The organism is Massilia agilis (assembly GCF_024756255.1).
GTDB lineage: Bacteria > Pseudomonadota > Gammaproteobacteria > Burkholderiales > Burkholderiaceae_D > Telluria > Telluria agilis.
In genome coordinates this window covers 1372777-1393575 of sequence record NZ_JANUHB010000002.1, presented here as the reverse complement: position 1 = coordinate 1393575, position 20799 = coordinate 1372777, and the positions used below count along the sequence as shown (strand labels likewise).

Annotated in this window: 21 protein-coding genes; 10 read left to right on the top strand and 11 right to left on the bottom strand. The window is 67.9% G+C overall.

Translation table 11 applies throughout. From position 1 onward, the window contains the following. Nucleotides 1–89: 89 nt before the first annotated feature. Nucleotides 90–1745, bottom strand: coding sequence for a vWA domain-containing protein (locus NX774_RS13485; protein WP_258822687.1), 1656 nt, complete (start codon nt 1743–1745; stop codon nt 90–92). A 298-nt stretch (nt 1746–2043) separates the two neighbouring features. On the opposite strand from NX774_RS13485, the gene typA reads away from it, so the two are divergent. The 5 genes from typA (at nt 2044) to NX774_RS13460 (ending at nt 6856) form a co-directional block, all read left to right on the top strand. Then, a complete protein-coding gene (gene typA, locus NX774_RS13480; protein WP_258822686.1) occupies nt 2044–3879 on the top strand; it encodes a translational GTPase TypA in 1836 nt (611 codons plus the stop codon). Nucleotides 3880–4173: 294 nt separating this feature from the next. Further along, on the top strand, nt 4174–4710 hold the full coding sequence (locus NX774_RS13475; RefSeq protein ID WP_258822685.1) for a DUF6160 family protein: 537 nt from the start codon (nt 4174–4176) through the stop codon (nt 4708–4710). 66 nt (nt 4711–4776) lie between these two features. Continuing rightward, on the top strand, nt 4777–5565 hold the full coding sequence (locus NX774_RS13470) for a hypothetical protein (protein ID WP_258822684.1): 789 nt from the start codon (nt 4777–4779) through the stop codon (nt 5563–5565). Beyond that, complete coding sequence (locus NX774_RS13465; RefSeq protein ID WP_258822683.1) at nt 5562–6398, top strand: hypothetical protein; 837 nt, start codon at nt 5562–5564, stop codon at nt 6396–6398. Before NX774_RS13470 ends, NX774_RS13465 begins: the two co-directional genes overlap by 4 nt. Next, entirely contained in the window at nt 6395–6856 is a 462-nt protein-coding gene (locus NX774_RS13460; protein WP_258822682.1) for a hypothetical protein, read from the top strand. Before NX774_RS13465 ends, NX774_RS13460 begins: the two co-directional genes overlap by 4 nt. On the opposite strand, the gene NX774_RS13455 is transcribed toward NX774_RS13460, so the two are convergent. Both NX774_RS13455 and NX774_RS13450 read right to left on the bottom strand, forming a co-directional pair. Further along, nucleotides 6801–7931 (bottom strand): AraC family transcriptional regulator, encoded by a 1131-nt coding sequence (locus NX774_RS13455; RefSeq protein WP_258822681.1) that lies wholly within the window; start codon nt 7929–7931, stop codon nt 6801–6803. The two genes, NX774_RS13460 and NX774_RS13455, sit on opposite strands and share 56 nt — an antisense overlap. A 114-nt stretch (nt 7932–8045) precedes the next feature. Continuing rightward, nucleotides 8046–8900, bottom strand: a complete 855-nt coding sequence (locus tag NX774_RS13450) for a helix-turn-helix domain-containing protein (RefSeq protein WP_258822680.1) — start codon at nt 8898–8900, stop codon at nt 8046–8048. 157 nt (nt 8901–9057) lie between these two features. Here NX774_RS13450 and NX774_RS13445 point away from each other — a divergent pair, with 157 nt between their 5' ends. Genes NX774_RS13445 through NX774_RS13425 form a run of 5 tightly spaced genes read left to right on the top strand, consistent with a single transcriptional unit; the run spans nt 9058 to nt 13766 of the window. Then, nucleotides 9058–9819 (top strand): C39 family peptidase, encoded by a 762-nt coding sequence (locus tag NX774_RS13445; RefSeq protein WP_258822679.1) that lies wholly within the window; start codon nt 9058–9060, stop codon nt 9817–9819. A 16-nt stretch (nt 9820–9835) separates the two neighbouring features. After that, complete coding sequence (locus tag NX774_RS13440; RefSeq protein ID WP_258822678.1) at nt 9836–10840, top strand: transporter; 1005 nt, start codon at nt 9836–9838, stop codon at nt 10838–10840. An 8-nt stretch (nt 10841–10848) separates the two neighbouring features. Then, nucleotides 10849–12441 (top strand): OmpP1/FadL family transporter, encoded by a 1593-nt coding sequence (locus tag NX774_RS13435; RefSeq protein ID WP_258822677.1) that lies wholly within the window; start codon nt 10849–10851, stop codon nt 12439–12441. Nucleotides 12442–12455: 14 nt separating this feature from the next. Continuing rightward, nucleotides 12456–12998: a DUF2059 domain-containing protein gene (locus NX774_RS13430; protein ID WP_258822676.1), complete on the top strand. Its 543-nt coding sequence runs from the start codon at nt 12456–12458 to the stop codon at nt 12996–12998. A 33-nt stretch (nt 12999–13031) separates the two neighbouring features. Then, entirely contained in the window at nt 13032–13766 is a 735-nt protein-coding gene (locus tag NX774_RS13425) for a cyclic di-GMP-binding domain-containing protein, MshE-related (protein ID WP_258822675.1), read from the top strand. 9 nt (nt 13767–13775) lie between these two features. Here the strand turns inward: NX774_RS13425 and NX774_RS13420 are convergent, their stop codons facing one another. The 8 genes from NX774_RS13420 to NX774_RS13385 are packed head-to-tail and all read right to left on the bottom strand — an operon-like array spanning nt 13776 to nt 20785. Continuing rightward, nucleotides 13776–14789 (bottom strand): hypothetical protein, encoded by a 1014-nt coding sequence (locus NX774_RS13420; RefSeq protein ID WP_258822674.1) that lies wholly within the window; start codon nt 14787–14789, stop codon nt 13776–13778. A 5-nt stretch (nt 14790–14794) separates the two neighbouring features. Next, entirely contained in the window at nt 14795–15706 is a 912-nt protein-coding gene (gene flgL, locus NX774_RS13415) for a flagellar hook-associated protein FlgL (protein ID WP_258822673.1), read from the bottom strand. Between the two features lie 11 nt (nt 15707–15717). Beyond that, nucleotides 15718–17094: a flagellar hook-associated protein FlgK gene (flgK, locus tag NX774_RS13410; protein WP_258822672.1), complete on the bottom strand. Its 1377-nt coding sequence runs from the start codon at nt 17092–17094 to the stop codon at nt 15718–15720. Between the two features lie 58 nt (nt 17095–17152). Then, nucleotides 17153–17482, bottom strand: coding sequence for a rod-binding protein (locus tag NX774_RS13405; RefSeq protein WP_258822671.1), 330 nt, complete (start codon nt 17480–17482; stop codon nt 17153–17155). After that, the gene (locus tag NX774_RS13400; RefSeq protein WP_258822670.1) at nt 17479–18585 is read right to left on the bottom strand and encodes a flagellar basal body P-ring protein FlgI; all 1107 of its coding nucleotides are present in this window, start codon (nt 18583–18585) and stop codon (nt 17479–17481) included. Before NX774_RS13400 ends, NX774_RS13405 begins: the two co-directional genes overlap by 4 nt. A gap of 7 nt (nt 18586–18592) precedes the next feature. Then, the gene (gene flgH, locus NX774_RS13395) at nt 18593–19243 is read right to left on the bottom strand and encodes a flagellar basal body L-ring protein FlgH (RefSeq protein WP_258822669.1); all 651 of its coding nucleotides are present in this window, start codon (nt 19241–19243) and stop codon (nt 18593–18595) included. After that, nucleotides 19243–20028 carry a flagellar basal-body rod protein FlgG gene (gene flgG / locus NX774_RS13390; RefSeq protein ID WP_258822668.1) on the bottom strand — a complete coding sequence of 262 codons (786 nt, stop codon included), beginning with the start codon at nt 20026–20028 and terminating at the stop codon, nt 19243–19245. The genes flgH and flgG overlap by 1 nt, the downstream gene beginning before the upstream one ends. Nucleotides 20029–20050: 22 nt before the next feature. Further along, on the bottom strand, nt 20051–20785 hold the full coding sequence (locus NX774_RS13385; RefSeq protein WP_258822667.1) for a flagellar basal body rod protein FlgF: 735 nt from the start codon (nt 20783–20785) through the stop codon (nt 20051–20053). Nucleotides 20786–20799 lie beyond the last annotated feature (14 nt).

Here is a 20799-nt window from a genome sequence, read left to right as displayed (position 1 = left end):
GCTGACTGCCTGACCGTCGTTCCGGCGCACGCCGGAACGACGTTTTCACTGCTGACGAAAGGGCTGGCTGCGTGCCCGGTCGAACGTGCTCAGTGCGAACCGGCCGCGCTGAGCGCATCGGCCATGCGCACCAGCCGGACGAATTCGGCGCGGTAGCCATCGGGGTCCGTGCCGCGCGCCGAGTTCGCCAGCGTGGCGATGTCGGCATAGCTGTAGTCGGCCAGCTGGTGTTCGCCGCGCAGGCGCTGGCCGAATGCGGCAACAGCGACCGCGAAGCGCTGCTCGTCCGGCACCGCGTCCAGGCGCTTGTGCGCCGACGCCGCGCGCACGGCATGCTCGACCAGCCGGCTGGACGCTTCGCCCGGCAGCTTGTAGCGCAGCTTGACGAAGCAAAGCTCGTCGCCCTTTGCACCCGAAGCCGGCGTGGCGCGCGCGCCGCCGTAGCGCAGCGGATCGACGCTGCCCGTGCTTGCCCCAACCGGCGTGATCTCGTAGATCGCGGTGACGGTGTGGCCGGCTGCCATGTCGCCGGCATCGACCTTGTCGTCGTTGAAGTCCTGGCGATCGAGCATGCGGGTTTCGTAACCGATTAGGCGATAGGCCTGCACCTGGCCGGGGTTGAATTCGACCTGCAGCTTGACGTCGTTCGCGATCGGGAACATGGTCGAGCCGAGCGCATCGCCCATGGCCTTGCGCGCTTCGAGCAGGGAATCGATGTAGGCTGCCTGGCCGTTGCCCGACTGGGCCAGGCGCTGCATCAGCGCGTCGTTCAGGTTGCCCTCGCCAACGCCGAACACCGACAGGTAGACCCCGGTCTTGCGCTTGGACGCGATGAAATTCTCCAGCTGGCGCGGATCGGTGATGCCGACGTTGAAATCGCCGTCGGTGGCAAGGATCACGCGGTTCACGGCTTGCGCGTCGAAGTTGCGCTCGGCAAGCGCATAGGCGCGCTGCAGCCCCTCGCCGCCGGACGTGCTGCCGCCGGCCCGCAAGGCTTCGATCGCGGCGAGGATCTTCTGCTTGTCCTTGCCCGGCGTCGGCTCGAGCGCCACGCGGGTGTCGCTGGCGTAGGTGACGATGGCCACCTGGTCGTCATCGCGCAGCTGGCTGGCGAACAGGTGGAAGCCTTGCTTGAGCAGCCCCAGTCGATCGGCGGCGTCCATCGAACCCGACACGTCCACCAGCAGCACGACGTTGGCGCGCGGCCGTTCGGCTGCATGCAGGTCGAACCCGCGCACGGCGATATGCACCAGCTGGTTCGCTGGGTTCCATGGACTCGGCATGACCTCGGTGGTGACCGCGAACGGCTCGCTGCGGCCGCGCGGCGCGCTGTACTGGTAGGGGAAGTAGTTGACCATCTCATCGACGCGCACGGCGTCGGGCGACGGCACGCGGCCCTCGGTCAGCACGCGCCGCAGATAGGCGTACGAGGCGGTGTCGACGTCGGCGCTGAAAGTGGAGACCGGCTGCTCGGCCACCAGCAGCGGCTTGTTCGGCGCGCTGGTTGCAAACCGGTTGCCCGGCTGGAGAAACGGCGCGGGGCTGTACCGGGCGCCAGTGACCGAAATGCGCGCGGCCTGCGTCGGGGCCAGGGCGCGCATCTCACGGGCGCGCGCAAACTGGAAATCGCTGCCGGACGCGGGCGGCGCCGGCGCCGGGCTGGGCGCGGGGGGACTGGTGCTGCAGGCTGCAAGCAGGACAAATACGAACGCCAGCGCAGGGGTGATGCCGATCGAGCGTCTCATGACAGGGCCTTTCGCAGGTTGTTGTCGCGATAACTTGCGATAAGGACGAGCCCGCTGCAACGGCATTTACATCCTGTAATCGATTCGTGAAATTGTCACGCTCGGATGCGATACTGGCCGCGCCTGCCGCGCGCTTGGCCCCCTGCTGTGGCGGCTCATCCGCAAGCCGTTGAAAATTCACGGCTTTTTCGGGGCTGCGATGGAGCAGCGGCCGTATCCGTGCTATACTAGCCGGTTTCCGAAATTGGCAGCACGTACGGCCCCTCGTACACCCGCAACAATCTCACCTGGATAGACAATGTCAGAGACCAAACGCGCGATTCGTAATATCGCAATCATCGCCCACGTTGACCACGGCAAGACGACCCTGGTCGACCAGCTGCTGCGCCAGTCGGGCACCTTCCGCGAAAACCAGCAGGTCGATACCCGCGTCATGGACTCGAACGACCTCGAGAAGGAACGCGGCATTACCATCCTGTCGAAGAACTGCGCGGTCGAGTACGAAGGCACCCACATCAACATCGTCGACACCCCGGGCCACGCCGACTTCGGCGGTGAGGTCGAGCGCGTGCTGTCGATGGTGGACTCGGTGCTGCTGCTGGTCGATGCGCAGGAAGGCCCGATGCCGCAGACCCGCTTCGTGACCCGCAAGGCGCTGGCGCTGGGCCTGAAGCCCATCGTCGTGCTCAACAAGATCGACCGTCCGGGCGCGCGCGCCGAGTGGGCGATCAACCAGACCTTCGAACTGTTCGACAAGCTCGGCGCCACCGACGAGCAGCTCGACTTCCCGGTCATCTACGCCTCGGGCCTGAACGGCTACGCGGGTCTTACCGAAGACGTGCGCGACGGCGACATGAAGCCGCTGTTCGAAGCGATCCTGAAATACGTGCCGGTACGCGACGACAACCCGGACGGCCCGCTGCAGATGCAGATCACCTCGCTCGACTACTCGTCGTACGTGGGCAAGATCGGCATCGGCCGCATCAGCCGCGGCCGCATCAAGCCGGGCATGGACGTGGCCGTGTTGAACGGCCCGGACAGCACCCCGATCAAGGGCCGCATCAACCAGGTGCTCAACTTCAAGGGCCTGGAGCGCGTGCTGGTCGATGAAGCCGTCGCCGGCGACATCGTGCTGATCAACGGTATCGAAGAAATCGGCATCGGTTCGACCGTGTGCGCACCGGACACCCTTGACGCGCTGCCGATGCTGACCGTGGACGAGCCGACCCTGACCATGAACTTCATGGTCAACACCTCGCCGCTGGCCGGCCGCGAAGGCAAGTTCGTGACCAGCCGCCAGCTGCGCGATCGCCTGGACCGCGAACTGAAATCGAACGTGGCGCTGCGCGTGCTGCCGACCGACGACGACACCATCTTTGAAGTGTCGGGCCGCGGCGAGCTGCACCTGACGATCCTGCTGGAGAACATGCGCCGCGAAGGCTTCGAGCTGGCCGTGTCGCGCCCGCGCGTGGTGTTCAAGGACATCGACGGCGTCAAGTGCGAGCCGTACGAACTGCTGACCGTGGACGTGGAAGAAGTGAACCAGGGCGGCGTGATGGAAGAGCTGGGCCGCCGCCGTGGCGACCTGCAGAACATGGAACCGGACGGCAAGGGCCGCGTGCGCCTCGAGTACCGCATCCCGGCGCGTGGCCTGATCGGCTTCCAGGGCGACTTCATGACCCTGACCCGCGGCACCGGCCTGATGAGCCACGTGTTCGATGCCTACGCCCCGGTCGATAACGGCAAGGGCGAGCTGGCTGGCCGTCGCAACGGCGTGCTGATCTCGCAGGAAGACGGCGCCGCCGTCGCCTACGCGCTGTGGAAGCTGCAGGACCGCGGCCGCATGTTCGTCGAGCACAACACCCCGGTGTACGAGGGCATGATCATCGGTATCCACTCGCGCGACAACGACCTGGTGGTCAACCCGGTCAAGGGCAAGCAGCTGACCAACGTGCGCGCCTCGGGCACCGACGAAGCCGTGCGCCTGGTCCCGCCGATCCAGCTGTCGCTGGAGTACGCGGTCGAGTTCATCGAGGACGACGAACTGGTCGAGATCACGCCGAAGAGCATCCGCCTGCGCAAGCGCTTCCTGAAAGAGCACGAGCGCAAGAAGGCCAGCCGCGAGGCCGCATAAGCCGCCGCGCTGCACAAAAAACCCGCTGTTTTACGACAGCGGGTTTTTTTTCGCGCCTGCCGCGCGCGTGGCTCGGCAAGCCATCCATTTGGCTTCTGCCGCCAGCGTGTGCCGATGCATTTTTCAACACGGCAGTTATAACATGGTCATTCTTAATTAGCTTTTGATTAAGAGCAACTCGCTCCCACCGGACCGCCTCGGAGAAGGCCACAAGCCGGGATCGGACACGCGCGGATCGTGCCGGGAGCCGGGCAGAGTCCCATCGTAGCAATTACAACAACCATGGAGATAACAATGAAACTGCTGAACAAACTGGCTCTCGCCGCCGTCGTGTCCTCGTTCACCGCCTACGCCTCGGCCATGACGCCGATCGCGGACAAGGAGCTGTCCAAAGTCTCGGGCCAGGACGGCGTCTCGATCGCCGCCGACCTGCATATGAACATCGGCGAGTTCAAGTACACCAACACCACCGAAAACGCCTCGGTCAGCTTCAAGAACATCGGCATCAACGGCACGTTCGCGATGACCCTGGACGTGATCAACGGCACCTCGTTCCTGGCTGATGCCTACGGCAGCACGCTGGGCGTGATCGACCCGACCACGATGGGCGCAACCCCGGCTGCGGCCGCACAGGGCGCCGCGCTGCAGGCCTTCTACGGCGGCGGCGACGTGGTCAAGATCGCGATCCCGAAAATCGCGGTGGCAGCTGCCAACGGCCTGAACGTGTCGGTGGGCGGCATCTCGATGGGCGGCTCGAACGCCTCGTTCGGCGCCATGGCGATGAACGACATCAAGCTGCAAGGCAGCAGCGTCTACATCTGGGCCCACTAAGCCCTGCGCAGCGGCCCGCGGCACAAGCGCGGGCCGCTTTTCCTACCTCGCCAAACACCACTGCCGATGCGTGTTCCGACACTTCGCACCTGTGCGATGCGGCTTGCCGCGTCCCTGCTCGCCTGCGTGACGCTGGCCGCGCAGGCGCAGCTCAAGCCCATGTCCGACGCCGAACTGGGCGCGGTGCGTGGTCAAGGCTTGTTCACGGTGTCCAACAGCAGCCTGAACGGCTTCGATTTCACCCGCATCGGCCTGGACGCCGACGTGACGCTGAGCGCCAACCTGTACCAGATGCGCATGGGCGAGTACACCTGGGCCGCGCGCAACGGCGGCGGCGCCGACCTGGACATCGGCGCGCTGCAGTTCGGGCGCAGCGACGCGGGCGATGCGCGGCGGCTGGTCCAGATCACCAACCCTTACTTTGAATTCGTCTATCGCGACACGGCCACGGCGGGCGTGCGCGAAGTGATCGGCATGCGCCTGGGCTTTGACGGCATCGCGGGCGACGTCGGCATGCGCATCGCGACCCTGTCCGGGGCGCTGCGCATCGACGGCGGCGCGGCCGGCGTGGTCGATACGCTCAACGATCCCGGCGGCGGCAAGCGCTGGGATGGCACCTGCGCCACGTGCACGCTGTCGCTGTCGCAGGTGGGCGCGGTGACCGCGGGCGACGCCAACGGGCCAAGCCGCGACTTCTGGATCGCGGTGCTCAAGGCGCCGGTGCAGTTCCCGTCCGCGCCCGGCATGCCGGCGCTGACCACGGCGCAGGCCGGGGTCTGGCTCAACTGGCGCGACAAGCTCACCGCGCTGACGGTGAACGGCGCGCTGCCGCCGAACCTGCCGCCGGGACGATGAGGCGCCTGCTGCTCCTGTTGCTGTCGGTCCCGGCCGCCGCGCCCGCGCTCGAGCGCCTGCCGGACAGCGCGCTGGCCAAGGTGTCCGGGCGCGACGGCATGAGCTTCAACCTGTCCGGGTTTGCGATCGGCGGCAATGCCGAGCTGCGCTACACCACGGGCGACAACAGCAGCGGCTTTGCCATCTCCAGCTTCAGCGCCTCGCGCTCGGACAATACCGCCGCGCCGTTCGCCGACCCGTATCGCCTGGACGTGCTCAAGGGCGCGCCCGGCATGGCCGACATCATCACGCTGGCGCGGCCGGCCAACGCGGCCGGGCTGGAGGTGTGGCAGGCCGCGTTCGACTTCAGCGTGCGCGCCGGCGGGCGCGACGCCTACGGCGGCTGCGTGATGCTCAAGGACCTGAGCCTGTTCGGCGGCGCGCTGCAGTGGTCCACGCCGCAGGCGGACGAGGGGCTGGCCTTCGGCTACTCGCTGCGCGCGACGCTGGGCAGCCTGACCCTGCAGCCGAACGGGCGCGATGCGCCAGGCGAGGCGATGGTGCTATCAGGCCTGCGCATTGGCGCGGCCAACGACGGCGCCGAGCCGGTGGCGCCGTGGAAGGTCGCCGACATCACCAGCCAGCCGGGCATCTTCAACGCGCGCACCGACGCGGCGGGCAATCCAAGCCTGCACATCGGGATCGGCTGGCCCGACGCGCAAGGCGCGCCGTCCGGCACGCTGCAGATCTCGAACATCGGCTTTCGCAGCGATGTGGGCGGCGCGGTGGACCTGGGGTCGTCGCGCATCGGCGCGATCCAGCTGCAGTACCTGGACATCAAGTTCCGCCAATGAAGCGCCACGCTTGCGCCTTCCTGTTGTGCGCAGCCGCGGCAGGCGCGCTGGCCGGCCCCAGGCCGCTCGACGAGGGCGAGCTGGCGCAGGTGGCAGGCCGCGACGGCGTGAGCTTTGCGGTGCGGCTCGAATTGAATACGCCCGGGGCCGACGGCAGCAGCGGCGACAGCCGGTTGTCGATCGGCCAGCAGGTGGACGGCAGGACCACCTACACGGTGGTGAAGAACCTGTCGGGCGTGGTGCAGATGGTGGGCCTGAACATTTCGGCGCACACCGCGCCGGACGGCAGCGCCTACGTGGCCATTGGCCTGCCCGGATCGACCCGGTTCACCGACGCCGGCTTCGAGTCGCTCAGCGTGCAGGCCGACCCGCGTGCGCCGGTCACCAGCAGCCTTGGCCGCTTCATCCTGAACGGCGAGATGACGATGCAGGGACAGTTGCGGCTGTGGGGGCATTAGCGCGGCTGGCCAGCTGCAGTTCCTTGGGCGCCTTGCCGAACCAGCGCAGGCAGGCGCGGTGGAAGGCGCTGGGGTCGGCAAACCCGAGCTTGTAGCTCAGGTGCTTCAGGCTGGTCTTGTCGCTGCCCAGCTGCTGCTGCGCGATCGCGCGCCGCACCTCGTCCAGCAGGGTCGAGAAATCGGTGCCTTCGTCGGCCAGCCGGCGCTGCAGCGTGCGCTCGCTGATCGCCAGGCGCCGCGCCACCGTCTCGCGCACCAGCGCGGCGCCCTCGTCGATCATGGCCGGCAGCAGTGCGCGCACCCGCGCGGCCACGCTGCTGCGCTCGGCCACGGCCAGCTTCTCGTCCAGCAGCCGCGTCAGCCCGGCGGCGGCCAGCGGACTGGCGGTGGGGATCGGCGCCAGCAGGTCGGCGTTGGCGAATGCGAGCGCGTTGCCGGGCGCGCCGAAGTGCACCGGGCAGCCGAAGCGCTGCTCGTACTGGCTGCTGGCGGCCGGCGCGGGATAGGCATATTCGACCAGGGCCGGGCGCAGCGCCGGGCGCCCGGCGACGAAGCGCAGCGTGGACAGCAGCAGGTTCCAGGTGAAGTCGTAGCGCTGCTGCGGCACCGGGCGCGCGCTGCCGATCAGGTGCAGGCCGACGCGGGTGTGCTCGCCGGTCGGCTCGATGGTCGCGCGCACGATCGGCGAGAACAGCGGCAGGTAGCGCATCAGGCTGTCGGCCGCGTTCTTGAGCGTGGGCGCGGCCAGCATCAGGTGGCCGAGCGCACCGAGCCAGCTGAGCGGGTCGGGCGGGAAGATGCGAAAGCCGAGCAGCGGGTCGCCGGCCGCAGCGGCCAGCGCTTCCCACAGCAGGCTGAACTGGTCCGAGAGCGCCAGCAGGTCGGGGGCCTGCGCGGCGCTCTCTTCGAAATCGGCCAGCCCGGCGCGGGCGAACAGCGCGCCCGCGTCTTCGCCGCCAGCCTCGAGGCAGGAGCGGATGCACTGTACGACGTCGTGGGCGGACAGGTAGTTCACGCCGACACGCGCACCAAACGGCGCGCAGAGTTCGCGGTGCTCATCGATTGTCTCCGTCAAGGCGGCCCTGGCCGGAGCGGCGGGCCGTCGTGTTTTTGTTAATTATGTAACTTGCAGAAACAATGGCGCGTCGGAAAACGATCCCGTCTTTATCAAAAAACGCTCAAGCGGCCCTCACGGGCGGGCTTGCTGGCGCGCACGCGCCGGGGTGATGCCGTAGGCGGCCGCAAAGCAGGCCGTCATGTGGCTCTGGCTGTTGAAGCCGCATTGCGCGGCCACGCGCGCGATCGAAAAGCTGGTGCGGGTGAGCAGCTGGTACACCCGCTCCAGGCGCTGGCGCAGCACGTAGCGGTGCGGCGGCATGCCCATCGCCTCTTCGAAGATGCGGCGAAAGTGCGATTCCGAGACCCCGGCGCGGGCGGCCAGCGCGGCGTTGGACAGGTCTTCCGACAGGTTCTGCCCGATCCATTCGAGCACCCCCTGCAGGCGCCCCAGGTGCAGCGGGTCGGGCGGGGCGCGGCGCGCGCTGTGGCCTTCGATCACGCGGCAGGTCTGTTCCAGCATCAGTTCGGACAGGCGCGCCAGGAAGCCCTGGTTGGGGGCGGCCGGTCCGCCGATCTCGGCCAGCAGCTGCTGCGCGCTGGCCCCCACCAGCGGATCGGACAGCGGGGCCGATTTGCCGCGCCGCGCCAGCAGGCTGGCCAGGTGGGTGACCTTTTCGTGGCTGGCATCGAGGAAGTGGAACATCGCGAAGTCGATCGCGCCGCCGAACATCCAGCGGCTGGCAAAGCCGGGCTGGAATACCGCCGAGGAGCTGGGGATGAAGTCGAGCGGGCGCCCCGATGGCCGGCGGATGGTGGCGCGCGCGCCGCCCAGGTGGCAGGCCATCACCATGGCGTCGAGCGCGGGCACGTCGCAGGCGTTGAGCTGGAAGATGTAGCGTTCCGCGCGCAGCGGCAGCCCGGCAATCTCGGCGCTGGCGACCGGCTTGACGCCCAGCGCCTGGCTGATCCTTTCCCACGTCCTCATCCTGGCCCTTCCATGAGCGGTTTTTAACAAAAACGTCAGCGTTTTATAACACTTGCTTTGCTTGCATGCATCCAAAATATGAACAAAGTGCAATAAACGTAGCCAAAGAGCCACGTTAAGACAAAAACAGCCGGCGCTGCTGCGCCAGGGAGACGCAATGATCACAGTGTTGCTGGGAGTCCTGGCCATGGTGCTGGGAGGCTCGGGCATCTGGTCGCGGCACGCGCCGCAAGACCGGCCGGAGGGGCAGTTCGCGATGCCCGCGGCGCTGTCGGTCGCCTCCAGCGCGCCGCAGGCGGTGACGCTGGAACCGTTCTCCGAACTGAAGTACAAGCACATCGTCCGCCAGGCCTACGACTACAGCTGCGGCTCAGCCGCGCTGGTCACGATCCTCAACTACCACCTGGGCATCGCCGTCACCGAGCAGCAGTCGATGGAAGGCATGATGGCCTTCGGCGAGAAGGACAAGATCATCGAGCGGCGCGGCTTTTCGCTGCTGGACATGAAGCGCTACCTGGCTTCGCTCGGGGTGGACAGCGCCGGCTTCAAGGCCGAGCTGCCGGACCTGCTCACGCTGGCCGAGCCGGCCATCGTCCCGATCGACTACGCCGGCTTCAAGCATTTCGTCGTGCTGCGCGGCGTGCGCGACGGCCTGGTCTTCCTGGCCGATCCGTCGGCCGGCAACATCACTTTCTCCGTGACCGAATTCGCCACGCTGTGGGACCGCAACACGCTGTTCATCGCCTATCCCCCCAAGGGCCACGCACCGGCCGCGCTGCTGGCGCTGTCGGACCAGGAGTTGGGCGTGGTGGACATGGACCGCGTGCGCGACCGCGGTTTGCTGCGCGCACCCGATATCCAGCCGCAGATGGAACGCCTGCTCAACGGCATGGGCGGCACCTGGATCCACAAACAATAGCCAATCAAGGAGCCCCATGAGAATCCCCCGATCGCTGGTACTGGCCGCCATCTTCTTCGCCGCCCCTGGCTGGGCCCAGCAAGCGCCAACCGGCGGCGCGAGCAGCGATGCCGTGCGCGATGCGCTGGCCAAGAAGGACGGCGACGTCGACCAGACCACGCTGCTGAAGGACACGCTGACCGCCGTCGACAAGCAGTACTCGCTGATCCGCAAGGGCCACACCCAGCTCAACTACGAATTCAACTACGCCTACATCGGCCAGGAAAAGATCAACGCCGACCTGTCCTCGGGCACCGCGACGCTGTTCTCGATCGAGAACACGAGCTCGCACACGTTCACCAACACGGTGATGATCGACCATGGGCTGCTCAACAACCTGAGCGCGAACGTGACGCTGCCCTTCATCAGCCGCTATTCGGACGCGGCCGGCTACTCGGGCGTGTCGCACACGATCGGCGACCTGGGGCTCGGGCTGCGCTGGCAGCCGCTCGAATCGAAGCGCGACGAGACCACGCTCACCGTGACCAGCGCGCTGCGCCTGGCCACCGGCACCAGCCCGTTCAAGGTCGATCCGCAGCGCGGGCTGGCCACCGGTTCGGGCATCCACATGCTCAACCTGGGCCTGAACATGACCAGGATCGTCGATCCGGTGGCGCTGTTCGGGTCCTTCAGCGCCGGCTTCGGCGCGCCGGCGCGGCATCTGTCGCAGATGCTTTCGGGCGCGGTGCTCAAGGACGTCAAGCCGGGCGGCACGGTGGGACTGGGGCTGGGCTTTGCCTATGCGCTGTCGTACAAGATCACCACCTCGTTCTCGTTCCAGGAGGCGATCACGGCGCAGTCGCGGCTGCGCTTCGAGAACGGTAGGGAGGCGCAGACCGGCACCCAGTCGGCCGGGGTGCTGTCGGTGGGCGTGGGCTACCGCACCTCGCCCAAGACCACCGTCAACGTCACCGTCGGCGCCGGCCTGACGGCATCGGCGCCGAACATGAGCGTCACCGTGGGCGTGCCGCTGTCGCTGTGAGGCCGCGCATGCGACCGCTCCTGTTCGCCTGTGCGCTGGCCGCCGCGCTGCCGTGCGCGCGCGCGGGCGTGACCGAGAACCTGGCCACCAGCGCGATTGCGATGTCGCTCGGGAACGCGGTCACCGCCGACCCGCCGGGGATCGAGTCGATCCACTTTAACCCGGCCGGGCTGGCGCGGCTGAAGGGCTTCAACCACGTCGACACGGCGTTCGTGGCGTCGATCCGCAACCCGAACGAGTTCCACAGCGCGCCGGACATCGACATCGGCGGCTTCAAGGATGACCCGATCAACGGCAAGCACAGCGGACCGGTGCGGCAGGCGATTGCGCTGCCGTTTGTGGGCGTGCCCAAGGCGCGCCTGCCGGGCGTGGCGGTGCCGGGCCTGGGCGTGGCGTGGAACGCGCCCGATTCGCGCTGGACCTTCGGCACCATGGTCTACCTGTCGCAGGCGATGAGCATGGACCGCACCAAGGATCCGGACGACCCGGCGCGCTTCGACGGCCGCCTGGTGCAGCTGCAGCGGCTGGTGTACCTGTCGCCCGCCGCCGGCTACAAGATATCGGACACGCTGCGCGTGGGGATCTCGGTGCCGATCGCGTATTCGAACTTCGCGATCAACACCGACTACCGCGCGCCGAACAAGCTGCTCGGCACGGTGGGCCAGCTGCAAAAGGGCTTGTGCCCGGACGGGAACGGCACGATCCTCGATACCCTCACCTTCGGCCTGTGCGGCGGCGGTCCGGACGGGATGGTCGATCCGTTCAAGCGCGCGGCCAACATCGACTTCGACCTGCACGCCTCGTTCGACCCGACGGTCAATATCGGCGTGCTGTGGGAGCCCAGGCCGTGGCTGGCGCTGGGCGCTGTGTACCAGGGCGGCACGCGCACCGCCTACAGCGGCAACTACAACTTCCATTCCGACCCGATGCTGCGCGCATTCACGCGCGGCCTCAATTCCAGCTTGCTCGGTCCCGTCGTGGGTGCGGTCACCGGGCTGCCGCCCGACATTCCCGAGTACCAGACCGGGAACATGATGGCCTCGATCCCGTTCCCGTGGCGCGTGCAGGCCGGCGTGAAGATCAAGCCGCTGCCGTTCCTGCAGCTGAACGCGGACGTGAGCTACGCCGACTGGGCGCAGTGGAAGGAGATCACCTTCCGCTTCGACCGCAGCATCAAGATGCTCGAGCTGGCGCGCCTGTTCGGCTACGCCGATTCGACCAAGGCCACGTTCCAGATGGGCTTTCGCAGCGTGGTCAACTTCGGCTTCGGCGCGCAGCTGTTCGTCACCCCGAAGCTGACGCTGCGGGCCGGCTTCGAGCCGCGCAAGAGCTCCATCCCCGGCGACAAGATGAGCCTCCTGGCGCCGCTGCCGGACACCAGGCTGCACAGCCTGGGCCTGCGCTACCGCTTCGACAATGGCAGTGAACTGAACCTGGCGGCCAGCTACCTGACCGGCAAGTACAACATCCCCGCGCGCAGCGACTGCAACCTGAACTGCGACGGCTTTTTCAACGTGATCTATAACCCGTACGCGGCCACCGACGTGGCCGGCAAGCTGGTGGTGCGCTATGCCGGCCTGTCGTTCACGCGGCCGTTCTGACACAGGAGGAATCGATGCTTCGTCTCTCACTTGCCGTGCTTGCCGCGCTTGCCGCCGGCAGCGCATGGGCCCAGCCGGCGCAGCCGGTCTCGCCGGAAAAGCAGGCGCTGGTGCAGCGCGTGCTGGCCAAAATGCCGATGGAGAACGTGGGCCTGTCGATGCTGCAGGCGCCGGCGGCCGAGGCGGTGCGCCAGGCGCGCGCGGTGCTGCAGGGGCGTGCGGCGCCGGACAAGCAGGACGCGGCACTGAAGGACATTGCCGACGAAGCCAACAAGTTCCTCGCGGAGGAGGCGCCGCTGGTGCGCGCGAGCACGCAGCAGGTGGTGGCATCGACCATCGCGCCGCTGCTGGCGCAGCGTTTCACGGAGGAGGAGCTCAGGCAGCTGGCGGCGATCCTGGAGTCGCCGGTCAAGGCCAAGTTCGAGGCACTGGCGCCCGAGATCCAGAAGACGCTGGGCGAGGGCGTGGCCAAGGCCAACCAGGCGCAGGTGAACGCCAGGCTGACGGAACTGAACAACAAGATCGGCATGCGGCTGCGCGCCGCCGTGGCCCAGTAAGCGACCACGGCTGGCGGCGCCAGGGAGGGGCATATGGATTGGCTGGGACAACGGCAGGAGCAGTCGCGGCTCGGGCAGATCCTGCTCGGGAAGAAGCTGATTTCGGAGGAACAGCTGGCGCAGGCGATCGCAGCGCAGCGCAGTTCGGGCAAGCGCCTTGGCGAAGTGCTGGCCGAGCTGAAGCTGATCACCGAAGCGCAGGTGCGCGGCGCGATGCGGCGCCAGCGCAACCTGCGCATGGCGGCGGCGCTGGCCGGCGCCCTGCTGGCACCGGTGCAGGCGCTGGCCGCCAGCACTGCCGTCGCGCCGCCCGTGGTCCAGCGCAGCATGACCGCACTGTCCGATGCCGAACTGGGCAAGGTGGCGGGGCAGGGCGCGGGCGAGGACGGGTTGCGGCTGCAGGCGCAGCATGCAGAGCGGCTGCTGGCGGCGCTGCAGCAGCTGCATGCGGACGCGGCCAGCCAGCACGGCAAGCACGACGACAACGGCGGCGCCCGCGTGCTCGCGCAGCTGGCAACGCTGTTCAATCCCATGGCCGGGCTGTTGAATGCCGATGTCTCGGTGAAGGACGTGAAGGTCGACCCGGCGCAGGCGCGCGCGGTCGTGAACAAGGACGGCTCGGTGACCTTTTACCTGCCCAGCTCCATCGGCGAAATCCAGCTCAAGAACATCCGGGTCGGGCACGCCACCAGCGGGCCGAGTTTCGGCAGCCTGCAGATAAGGGACATCGACCTGCGCGGCAGCTCGATCACGGTGCGCAGGATCTAGCGCGGGCCGTCAGCCCTGGCCGAGCAACGCGATCACGCGGTCGCGGCTCACGCCCACCAGCGCGGAGGTGAGGGCGATCAGCGAGTCGTAGTCGGGGCTGGACGCGGTGTCGACGAACTGCTGCGCCAGTTGCTGCGCTTCCTGGGGCGGCGGCGCCTTGGCGTGGTTCATGCGCTCGATCGCGGCGGAGAGCGCGGCGCTGGCCGCCTCCTGCGAGCGGCGCACGCGCGCGAGCGCCTGCACCACTTCGCGCAGGCTCTGGCGCAGCGCGTCCGCATTGCCGGTATCCCAGGCCTGCGGCTCGAGCGCGGTGCCCACTTCCTCGGTGGTGACGCGGCCGGCGCCGACCAGCACGATGCTGTCCTTGACCTTGGCCCAGTCGGCTTCTGCGCTGGAAAAGACCAGCTGGCCGTGCTCGTCCAGGCTGGCGTGCAGGTTGAGCGGGGCCAGTGCGCGGTCGAAGCGCTGGGCCACCTGCGTTGACGTCATGTCGCCCTCGAGATCGACCTTGACCTGCGGGCCGCCGCCTACCGTCAGCGCAAGCGTGCGCGTGCCGGCGGCCTTGAGCGCCGCGAGATCCAGGCCGCGAATGCGAAAGTGCTGCCGGGCCGGCGCCCCGCCGGAAAAGCCGAGCTGCGCGTCCACGCCGCCGGCCTCTTTGCCGCGTGCCGACAGCATGCCGCCAAGCTGGCGGATGCGCGTTTCGAGCTGGCGCGAATTGCGCGCGCCGGACAGGCGCGCGGCCAGGTCGCCCTTGATGTTCTCCAGCTGCCCCTGCAGCCGCTCCAGGTAGTCGAGCGCCTCCTGCGCGCGCGCGACGTCGTCCTGCAGCTGGCTGTCCCACGCCTGCAGGCCGCCCCTGAGCTGGGACGGGGCATGCTGCGGCCGCGCCGCTGCGCCGGGCTCGTTCACGCGCCGCGTGGGCGGCAGGGCAGGCACGCGCGCCGGCGCCGGGCCGTTGCCTGCGGCGACGGCGGCGTTGGCGTTGGCGTTCGGTGAGATGGGGCGGACGGTGCTATCCATGCCGGTCAGAGTTCAGCGAACAGCGTCAGGTTGCCGATCTTGGCGTAGGCCTTGTAGGTCGCCTGGAGCGCGGTCTGGTAGCCGTTCAGCTCCGTCGCGGCCTGCGCCATGTCGAGCTGGCCGATCTCGTTGATCGCGTTCTGGTTCGACAGGCTCACGTTGGCGTGGTTGGCGTCCAGCGTCTTGAGGATGTTCTGGGTGCCGCCCATGACGGCGATCTTGCTGGCCAGGAGCTCCATGGTGTCGTCGAAGCCGGACAGGTTGGCCGTGACGATGGCGCGGGTGGCCGGATCGTTCACGTCCACCGTGGGCGCGGAGATCGTCGCGATGGTCTTGTCGAGCTGGTTGAGCAGGTTCTCCAGCCCTTTCAGGTTTTCGTTCGCCACCTGGGTGATGCCATTGCCGACCACGACCGATTGCGCATTGGTGTTGCCGACGAAGCTGTAGCGCGCGCCGGGGAGCTGCGTCTTATCGTACGCCATCGGCGCCGTCGCCGTGGCGGTACCGGAAAAGACGTAGCGGCCTTCCTGGTCGATCGTGTTGGCGTTGTAGAACAGGCTGTCGCGCAGCGCCTCCAGCGGCTGGATCATCGCCTGCAGGTCGGCCGGGGCGTTGCCGCCGTCGCTCGCCCACACCAGCAGGTCGCGGCCGCCCATCATGTCGTTAATCATGTTCTGCAGGTAGCCTTCGTTCTTGGACAGGCGGATCTGCACCGCCGCGATGTTGTCGCGGTACTGGGTGAAGGCCGACTCCTCGCGCTGCAGGCGCGACAGGCGCACGTTGTCCACCGGGTCGTCCGAGGGCAGCATCACGCGCTGGCCGGACGCCATCTGCTGCGTCAGGCGCGAGAGCTTGTCCTGGTTGAACTGCAGCGACTGGTTCATGATCGCTTGGTACTGGGTGCTGGCGATACGCATCGGGTGCTCCTTTAGCCCATCATCTGCAAGGTGGCGTCGAACAGGGCATTCGCGACCGACATGACCTTCATGTTCGCCTGGTACATCTTCTGGTACTCGACCAGGTTGACCGCTTCCTCGTCCTGGTTGACCGCGCTGGTCGATTGCCAGTCCTGCTCGGCCTGCGTGCGCACCGTCTCGGCGGTGGTGAGCGAGGACTGGTTCTGCTGGCTGTCCACGCCCAGCTTGCCGACCAGCTGGGTGTCGGCGTCGCCCACCAGGACTGTGCCCAGGCCGGTGACGCTGATCGGCGCGCCTTTGAGCGTGAGCAGTTCCTGCAGGTTGCCGGTGTCGCCCGGGTTGCCGTCCTTCGAAAACGCAAGGTCCGCGGCCTGGAAGCCCGGCGCCACCTGCAGCATGGCCGAGGTGCTGCCGGGGTTGAACACGAACAGCGGCTTGCCGGGCGTGGCCCCGCTCATCGTGTAGCCGGCCGAGAGCGTGGTGTTGACCTTGTCCGACAGCTGGCGCGCCAGGTCGGCCACGCCCTGCTGCAGCGGGGCCAGCACGTTGTGCTCGAAGGTGGTCAGCCCGCCGAGCTGGCCGCCGAGGACCGCCGTGTTGACGTTGAAGGTGGAGGACGCGAAGCTGAGCGAGAACGACTGCGCCGACGTGACGCCGCCGCTGGCCGCCAGCTTGCCGCCAACCCCGCCGATGACCAGCGATTCGCCGGTGACGAGCGAGATGTTGCGGGTGCCGTCCGGCTGGTCGCTGACCTCGAGCGCCATCTGGCTGGCCAGGCGGTCGATGGCCTGGTCGCGCGCGTCGATCAGGCTCGATGCGCTGGCGCCGGTGGAGGCAGCGTGCGTGATGCGCAGGTTCAGGCTGGCGATTTCGGCGATCGCCGAGTTGGCCGAGTCCACGATCGCGGTGCGCTGCTGGACCACCGACTGCAGCTGCGAGTTGAATACGTTGTTCAGGTTGTTGAAGCGCTGGGCCATCAGCCCGGCCGCGGTGAGCACCTGGCCGCGCAGGGCGCTGGAAGTCGGGTCCACCCCGGCCACCGCGTTGAGCGCGGCGAAGAACTTGTCGATACCGGCCGACAGGCTGGCCGAGTCGTCGCCCATCACCCGCTCGAGCTGGGTGAGGTAGGGCTGGCTCTGCGAGAACTGGCCCACGCTGGACGCGGCGCGCCACATCTGCTGGCTCTTGTAGCCGTCCGAGAAGCGCATCAGCTGCGACACCGCCACCCCGTTGCCGGCGTCGCGCGCGTTGCTGCCGCCGATGGCCGCGAGCAGCGCGGCCTGGCGGGTGTAGCCCTTGGTCTGCAGGTTGGCGATGTTCTGGCTCGTGGCCGACAGGGCGACCTGGGAAGCAAGCGCTCCGGAGAGCGCGTTGTTCATGATTGTCATGGCAGTTCTTTCACGGTGCGGCGTCCACTAGGGAAAGGCGACCGGTTTGGCAAAAACATTAAGCCTTGCGCGGCAAAAGTTGGCGCAGGATGGCGTCGGCGATGCCAAAGGCGCGCTGGCCGGCCATTTTCCCGGCCAGCAGGTCGTCGGCCATGTCCAGCATGTCGCTGTTGACGCGGTCGCGAAACACGCTGTCCTCGGGCGCGAGCTCCTTGGTGGTCGAACGCATCTGGTGCAGCATGTGCGAGATGAAGAAGCTCTCGAATTCCACCGCGGCCTTTGTCGCCTTGGCGACGTAGGCCGGATCGGGCGCGCTTGGCGCCACCGGTTCGTCGCCGTTATGCTGCGCGGGTAGCGCGTTCTCGATTGTCTTGTCGGTCAGGTTCATATCACCACCAGTTCCCCTTCAATGGCGCCGGCCTGGTCGAGCGCCTGCAGGATGGCCATGATGTCGTCGGGCGAGGCCCCCAGGCTGTTGACGGTATCGATGATGGCCTGCAGCTTGGCGCCCTCGGGCCACTTGAACATCTGCGCGTGCCCCTGGTCCACCGAGACCTTGGACACCGGGGAGCTGGTGGTCTGGCCGTTGGAGAACGGGCCGGGCTGGCTCACCGCCGTGCTCTCGCTGATGATGACCTTGAGCGCGCCGTGGGTGACCGCGGCCGCCTTCACGCGCAGGCCTTCGGCGATGACCACGGTGCCGGTGCGCGAGTTGAACACCACCTTCGGCACCTCGACCCCGGCTTCCACCGGCATGTTCTCCAGGCGCGCGACAAAGGCCACGCGCTCGGTCGGGTTGTCGGGGGCGACCACCGACACGCTGGTGCCGTCGGTGGTGGTGGCGATCGGGCCGTAGCGCTGGTTGATGGCCTGCACCACGTTGGTCGCGGTGTCGAAGTTCGGGTGGCGCAGGCGCAGCAGCACTTGCGGGCGGGTCGAGAAGTCGGTCGGGATCTCGCGCTCGATGAGGGCGCCGTTCGGGATGCGCCCGCCGGTCGGCGTGTTGACCGTCACCGACGAGCCGCTGCGGCCGGACGCGGCCAGGCCGCCGACCACCAGGTTGCCCTGTGCCAGCGCGTACACCTCGTTGTCGGCCGCGCGCAGCTGGGTCAGCAGCAGGGTGCCGCCGCGCAGGCTCTTGGCGTCGCCCAGCGAGGACACGGTCACGTCGATGCTCTGGCCGCGGCGGTACCCCGGCGGGAACACGGCGGACACCATCACGGCCGCCACGTTCTTGTTGCGCGCGTCCTCGCCCTCGGGCAGCTTGACGCCGAACTGCTTGAGCATGTTGACCACCGACTGGCTGGCGTACTTGACCTGGGTGGAGTCGCCGCTGCCGTTCAGGCCCACCACCAGGCCGTAGCCGACCAGCGGGTTCTCGCGCACGCCTTCGACGCTGACCAGGTTGCGCAGCGCCTGCGCGGCGTGGGCCGGCAGAGCGAGTGCGAAGGCGATGCAGAAGGCGGCGAGCGGTCGCGTAAATCGATTCATGTTGACCTCAGAACGGCATCAGGGGGCCGGTGAAGAAGCGCGTCAGCCAGCCGGGGGTGTTGGCGTCGGCCAGCGCGCCCTGGGCGGAGTAGGCGATGCGGGCGTTGGCCACGCGCAGCGACGAGACCTGGTTGTCGGCATTGATGTCGGCCGCGCGCAGGTAGCCCTTCAGGCGCAGGAACTCCTCGCCCTGGTTGAGCAGCAGCGTCTTTTCGCCGGCCACGCGCAGCAGGCCGTTGGGCAGCACCTCCTGCACGACCACGGTGAGCGCGCCGGACAGCGCGTTCTGCTGGGTGCTGGTGGCGTCGCCCGCGAAGCTGCGGTCGGCCGAGGCCGAGAGCGCCGTCTTGTTGTACGTCTTGCCGAGCGCCTTGAGCGGCGCCACGTTCACGTCCGATCCTTTGGAGAAGCTGGTGCCGGCCTTCTTGCTGGCCTGGGTGGTCTCCTCGAGGATCACGGTGACGATGTCGCCGACCCGGAACGCGCGGCTGTCGGAGGTGAGCGGCACCGCGTCGGCATTGAAAACGCCGCCGGACACGCCGGTGCGCACGGGCGCGGCGTGCGGCAGCAGCGGGTCTTCCGCGGCCGGGGTGTTGAGCGGAACGCGCGAGGCGCAGCCCGCCAGCAGCGCCACGACGCACAGGGCCAGGCGTTTCATCAGCGTGCCGCCTGCGCCAGGTACTGCAGCATGTTGTCGGCCGCGGACAGCACCTTGGTGTTCATCTCGTAGGTGCGCTGGGCCGCGATCATGTCCACCATCTCCTCGACCACCTGCACGTTGGAGCCTTCCAGCGCGCCCTGCTTGATCTTGCCGAACGCGCCTTCGCCCGGACGGCCTTCGTTGGGCGTGCCCGATGCCGGGGTTTCCTGGAACAGGTTCTCGCCCAGCGCCAACAGGCCGGCCGGGTTGACGAAGGTGGCCAGGTTGATCGTCCCCAGTTCGACCGGGGTGGTGGTGCCGGGCACGGTGGCCGAGACCATGCCGTTTTCGCCGATGGTGAGCGAGGTGGCGTTGTTCGGCACCGTGATTTGCGGGACCAGCGGCAGGCCCTGGGCGTTGACCAGGGTGCCGTTGGCCTCCACTTGCAGCTGGCCGGCGCGGGTGTAGGCGTTCTGGCCGTCCGGGCGGCGCACCTGCAGGAAGCCGTTGCCCATGATGGCTACGTCCAGCGGCTGGCTGGTGGTCTGCACGCTGCCGTTGGAGAACACCTTCTGGGTGCCGACCACGCGCGTGCCGTTGCCGAGCTGGACGCCGGAGCTGACGGTGTTGTCCGCGCTTTGCGCGCCCGGCTGCTGGTCCACCTGGTAGAACAGGTCTTCGAACACGACGCGGTCGCGCTTGAAGCCGACCGTGTTCACGTTGGCCAGGTTGTTGGCGATCGCCTGCAGCTTGGCGTCTTGCGCTTGCACGCCGGTCTTGCTGATCCACATTGCTGGATTCATGGTTCTCTCCTCGGGTTGGGGCTCAAGCGCCCAGCAGGCGGTTGCCCGTTTCGTTCATGTCGTCGCTGGCCTTGAACAGCTTCATCTGCATCTCGAACTGGCGCGTCAGGCTCATGGTGGCCACCATCTCTTCGACGGCCGACACGTTGCTGCCTTCGAGCGCGCGGCTCCTGACCGTGAGCGCCGGGTCGGCGTCGAGCTGGCCGCCGCCACGCAGCACGACCAGGCCCGCCTCGTTCTTGGTGAGCTGGCTCGCTTCGCCGTTCACGATGCGCAGGCGGTCCACCACCTGCAGCTGGTTCGAGCCTTCGGTCTTGACCGAGATGGTGCCGTCGCGCGCGATCTCGACCGCGGTGTGCGCCGGCAGCACGATCGGGCCGCCTTCGCCCAGCAGCGCGCGGCCCTGCACCGACAGCGCGCCGTTGGCGTCGATCTCGATGTTGCCGGCGCGGGTGTAGGCTTCGCCGTCGCCGAACTGCACCGCCAGGTAGCCCTTGCCGTCCAGCGCCACGTCGAGCGCGCGCCCGGTCTCGCGCACGCTGCCGGCGCGCGTGTTGATGCTGTCCGCTTCGATCTTGGCCATGTGGCGGTCGTCGTAGCCCTGGCCGTAGCCGTTCATCAGCGCGGCCGAGGTGGCCAGCTCGAAGTTGGCGCGAAAACCGGTGGTGTCCATGTTGGCCAGGTTGTTCGCGTGCACCCGCTCGGCGCGCATCACGCGCTCGGCGCCGCTGACGGCGGTATAAATCAGTTTGTCCATCGCGGTCCTCGCGT

Coding starts and splice junctions, on each gene's coding strand:
- NX774_RS13445 (WP_258822679.1), top strand. CDS start 9,058: ATGATCACAGTGTTGCTGGGAGTCCTGGCCATGGTGCTGGGAGGCTCG.
- typA (WP_258822686.1), top strand. CDS start 2,044: ATGTCAGAGACCAAACGCGCGATTCGTAATATCGCAATCATCGCCCAC.
- NX774_RS13465 (WP_258822683.1), top strand. CDS start 5,562: ATGAGGCGCCTGCTGCTCCTGTTGCTGTCGGTCCCGGCCGCCGCGCCC.
- NX774_RS13405 (WP_258822671.1), bottom strand. CDS start 17,482: ATGAACCTGACCGACAAGACAATCGAGAACGCGCTACCCGCGCAGCAT.
- flgG (WP_258822668.1), bottom strand. CDS start 20,028: ATGAATCCAGCAATGTGGATCAGCAAGACCGGCGTGCAAGCGCAAGAC.
- NX774_RS13420 (WP_258822674.1), bottom strand. CDS start 14,789: ATGGATAGCACCGTCCGCCCCATCTCACCGAACGCCAACGCCAACGCC.
- NX774_RS13460 (WP_258822682.1), top strand. CDS start 6,395: ATGAAGCGCCACGCTTGCGCCTTCCTGTTGTGCGCAGCCGCGGCAGGC.
- NX774_RS13435 (WP_258822677.1), top strand. CDS start 10,849: ATGCGACCGCTCCTGTTCGCCTGTGCGCTGGCCGCCGCGCTGCCGTGC.
- NX774_RS13470 (WP_258822684.1), top strand. CDS start 4,777: ATGCGTGTTCCGACACTTCGCACCTGTGCGATGCGGCTTGCCGCGTCC.
- flgK (WP_258822672.1), bottom strand. CDS start 17,094: ATGACAATCATGAACAACGCGCTCTCCGGAGCGCTTGCTTCCCAGGTC.
- NX774_RS13430 (WP_258822676.1), top strand. CDS start 12,456: ATGCTTCGTCTCTCACTTGCCGTGCTTGCCGCGCTTGCCGCCGGCAGC.
- NX774_RS13385 (WP_258822667.1), bottom strand. CDS start 20,785: ATGGACAAACTGATTTATACCGCCGTCAGCGGCGCCGAGCGCGTGATG.
- NX774_RS13485 (WP_258822687.1), bottom strand. CDS start 1,745: ATGAGACGCTCGATCGGCATCACCCCTGCGCTGGCGTTCGTATTTGTC.
- NX774_RS13450 (WP_258822680.1), bottom strand. CDS start 8,900: ATGAGGACGTGGGAAAGGATCAGCCAGGCGCTGGGCGTCAAGCCGGTC.
- NX774_RS13475 (WP_258822685.1), top strand. CDS start 4,174: ATGAAACTGCTGAACAAACTGGCTCTCGCCGCCGTCGTGTCCTCGTTC.
- NX774_RS13440 (WP_258822678.1), top strand. CDS start 9,836: ATGAGAATCCCCCGATCGCTGGTACTGGCCGCCATCTTCTTCGCCGCC.
- flgL (WP_258822673.1), bottom strand. CDS start 15,706: ATGCGTATCGCCAGCACCCAGTACCAAGCGATCATGAACCAGTCGCTG.
- NX774_RS13400 (WP_258822670.1), bottom strand. CDS start 18,585: ATGAATCGATTTACGCGACCGCTCGCCGCCTTCTGCATCGCCTTCGCA.
- NX774_RS13425 (WP_258822675.1), top strand. CDS start 13,032: ATGGATTGGCTGGGACAACGGCAGGAGCAGTCGCGGCTCGGGCAGATC.
- flgH (WP_258822669.1), bottom strand. CDS start 19,243: ATGAAACGCCTGGCCCTGTGCGTCGTGGCGCTGCTGGCGGGCTGCGCC.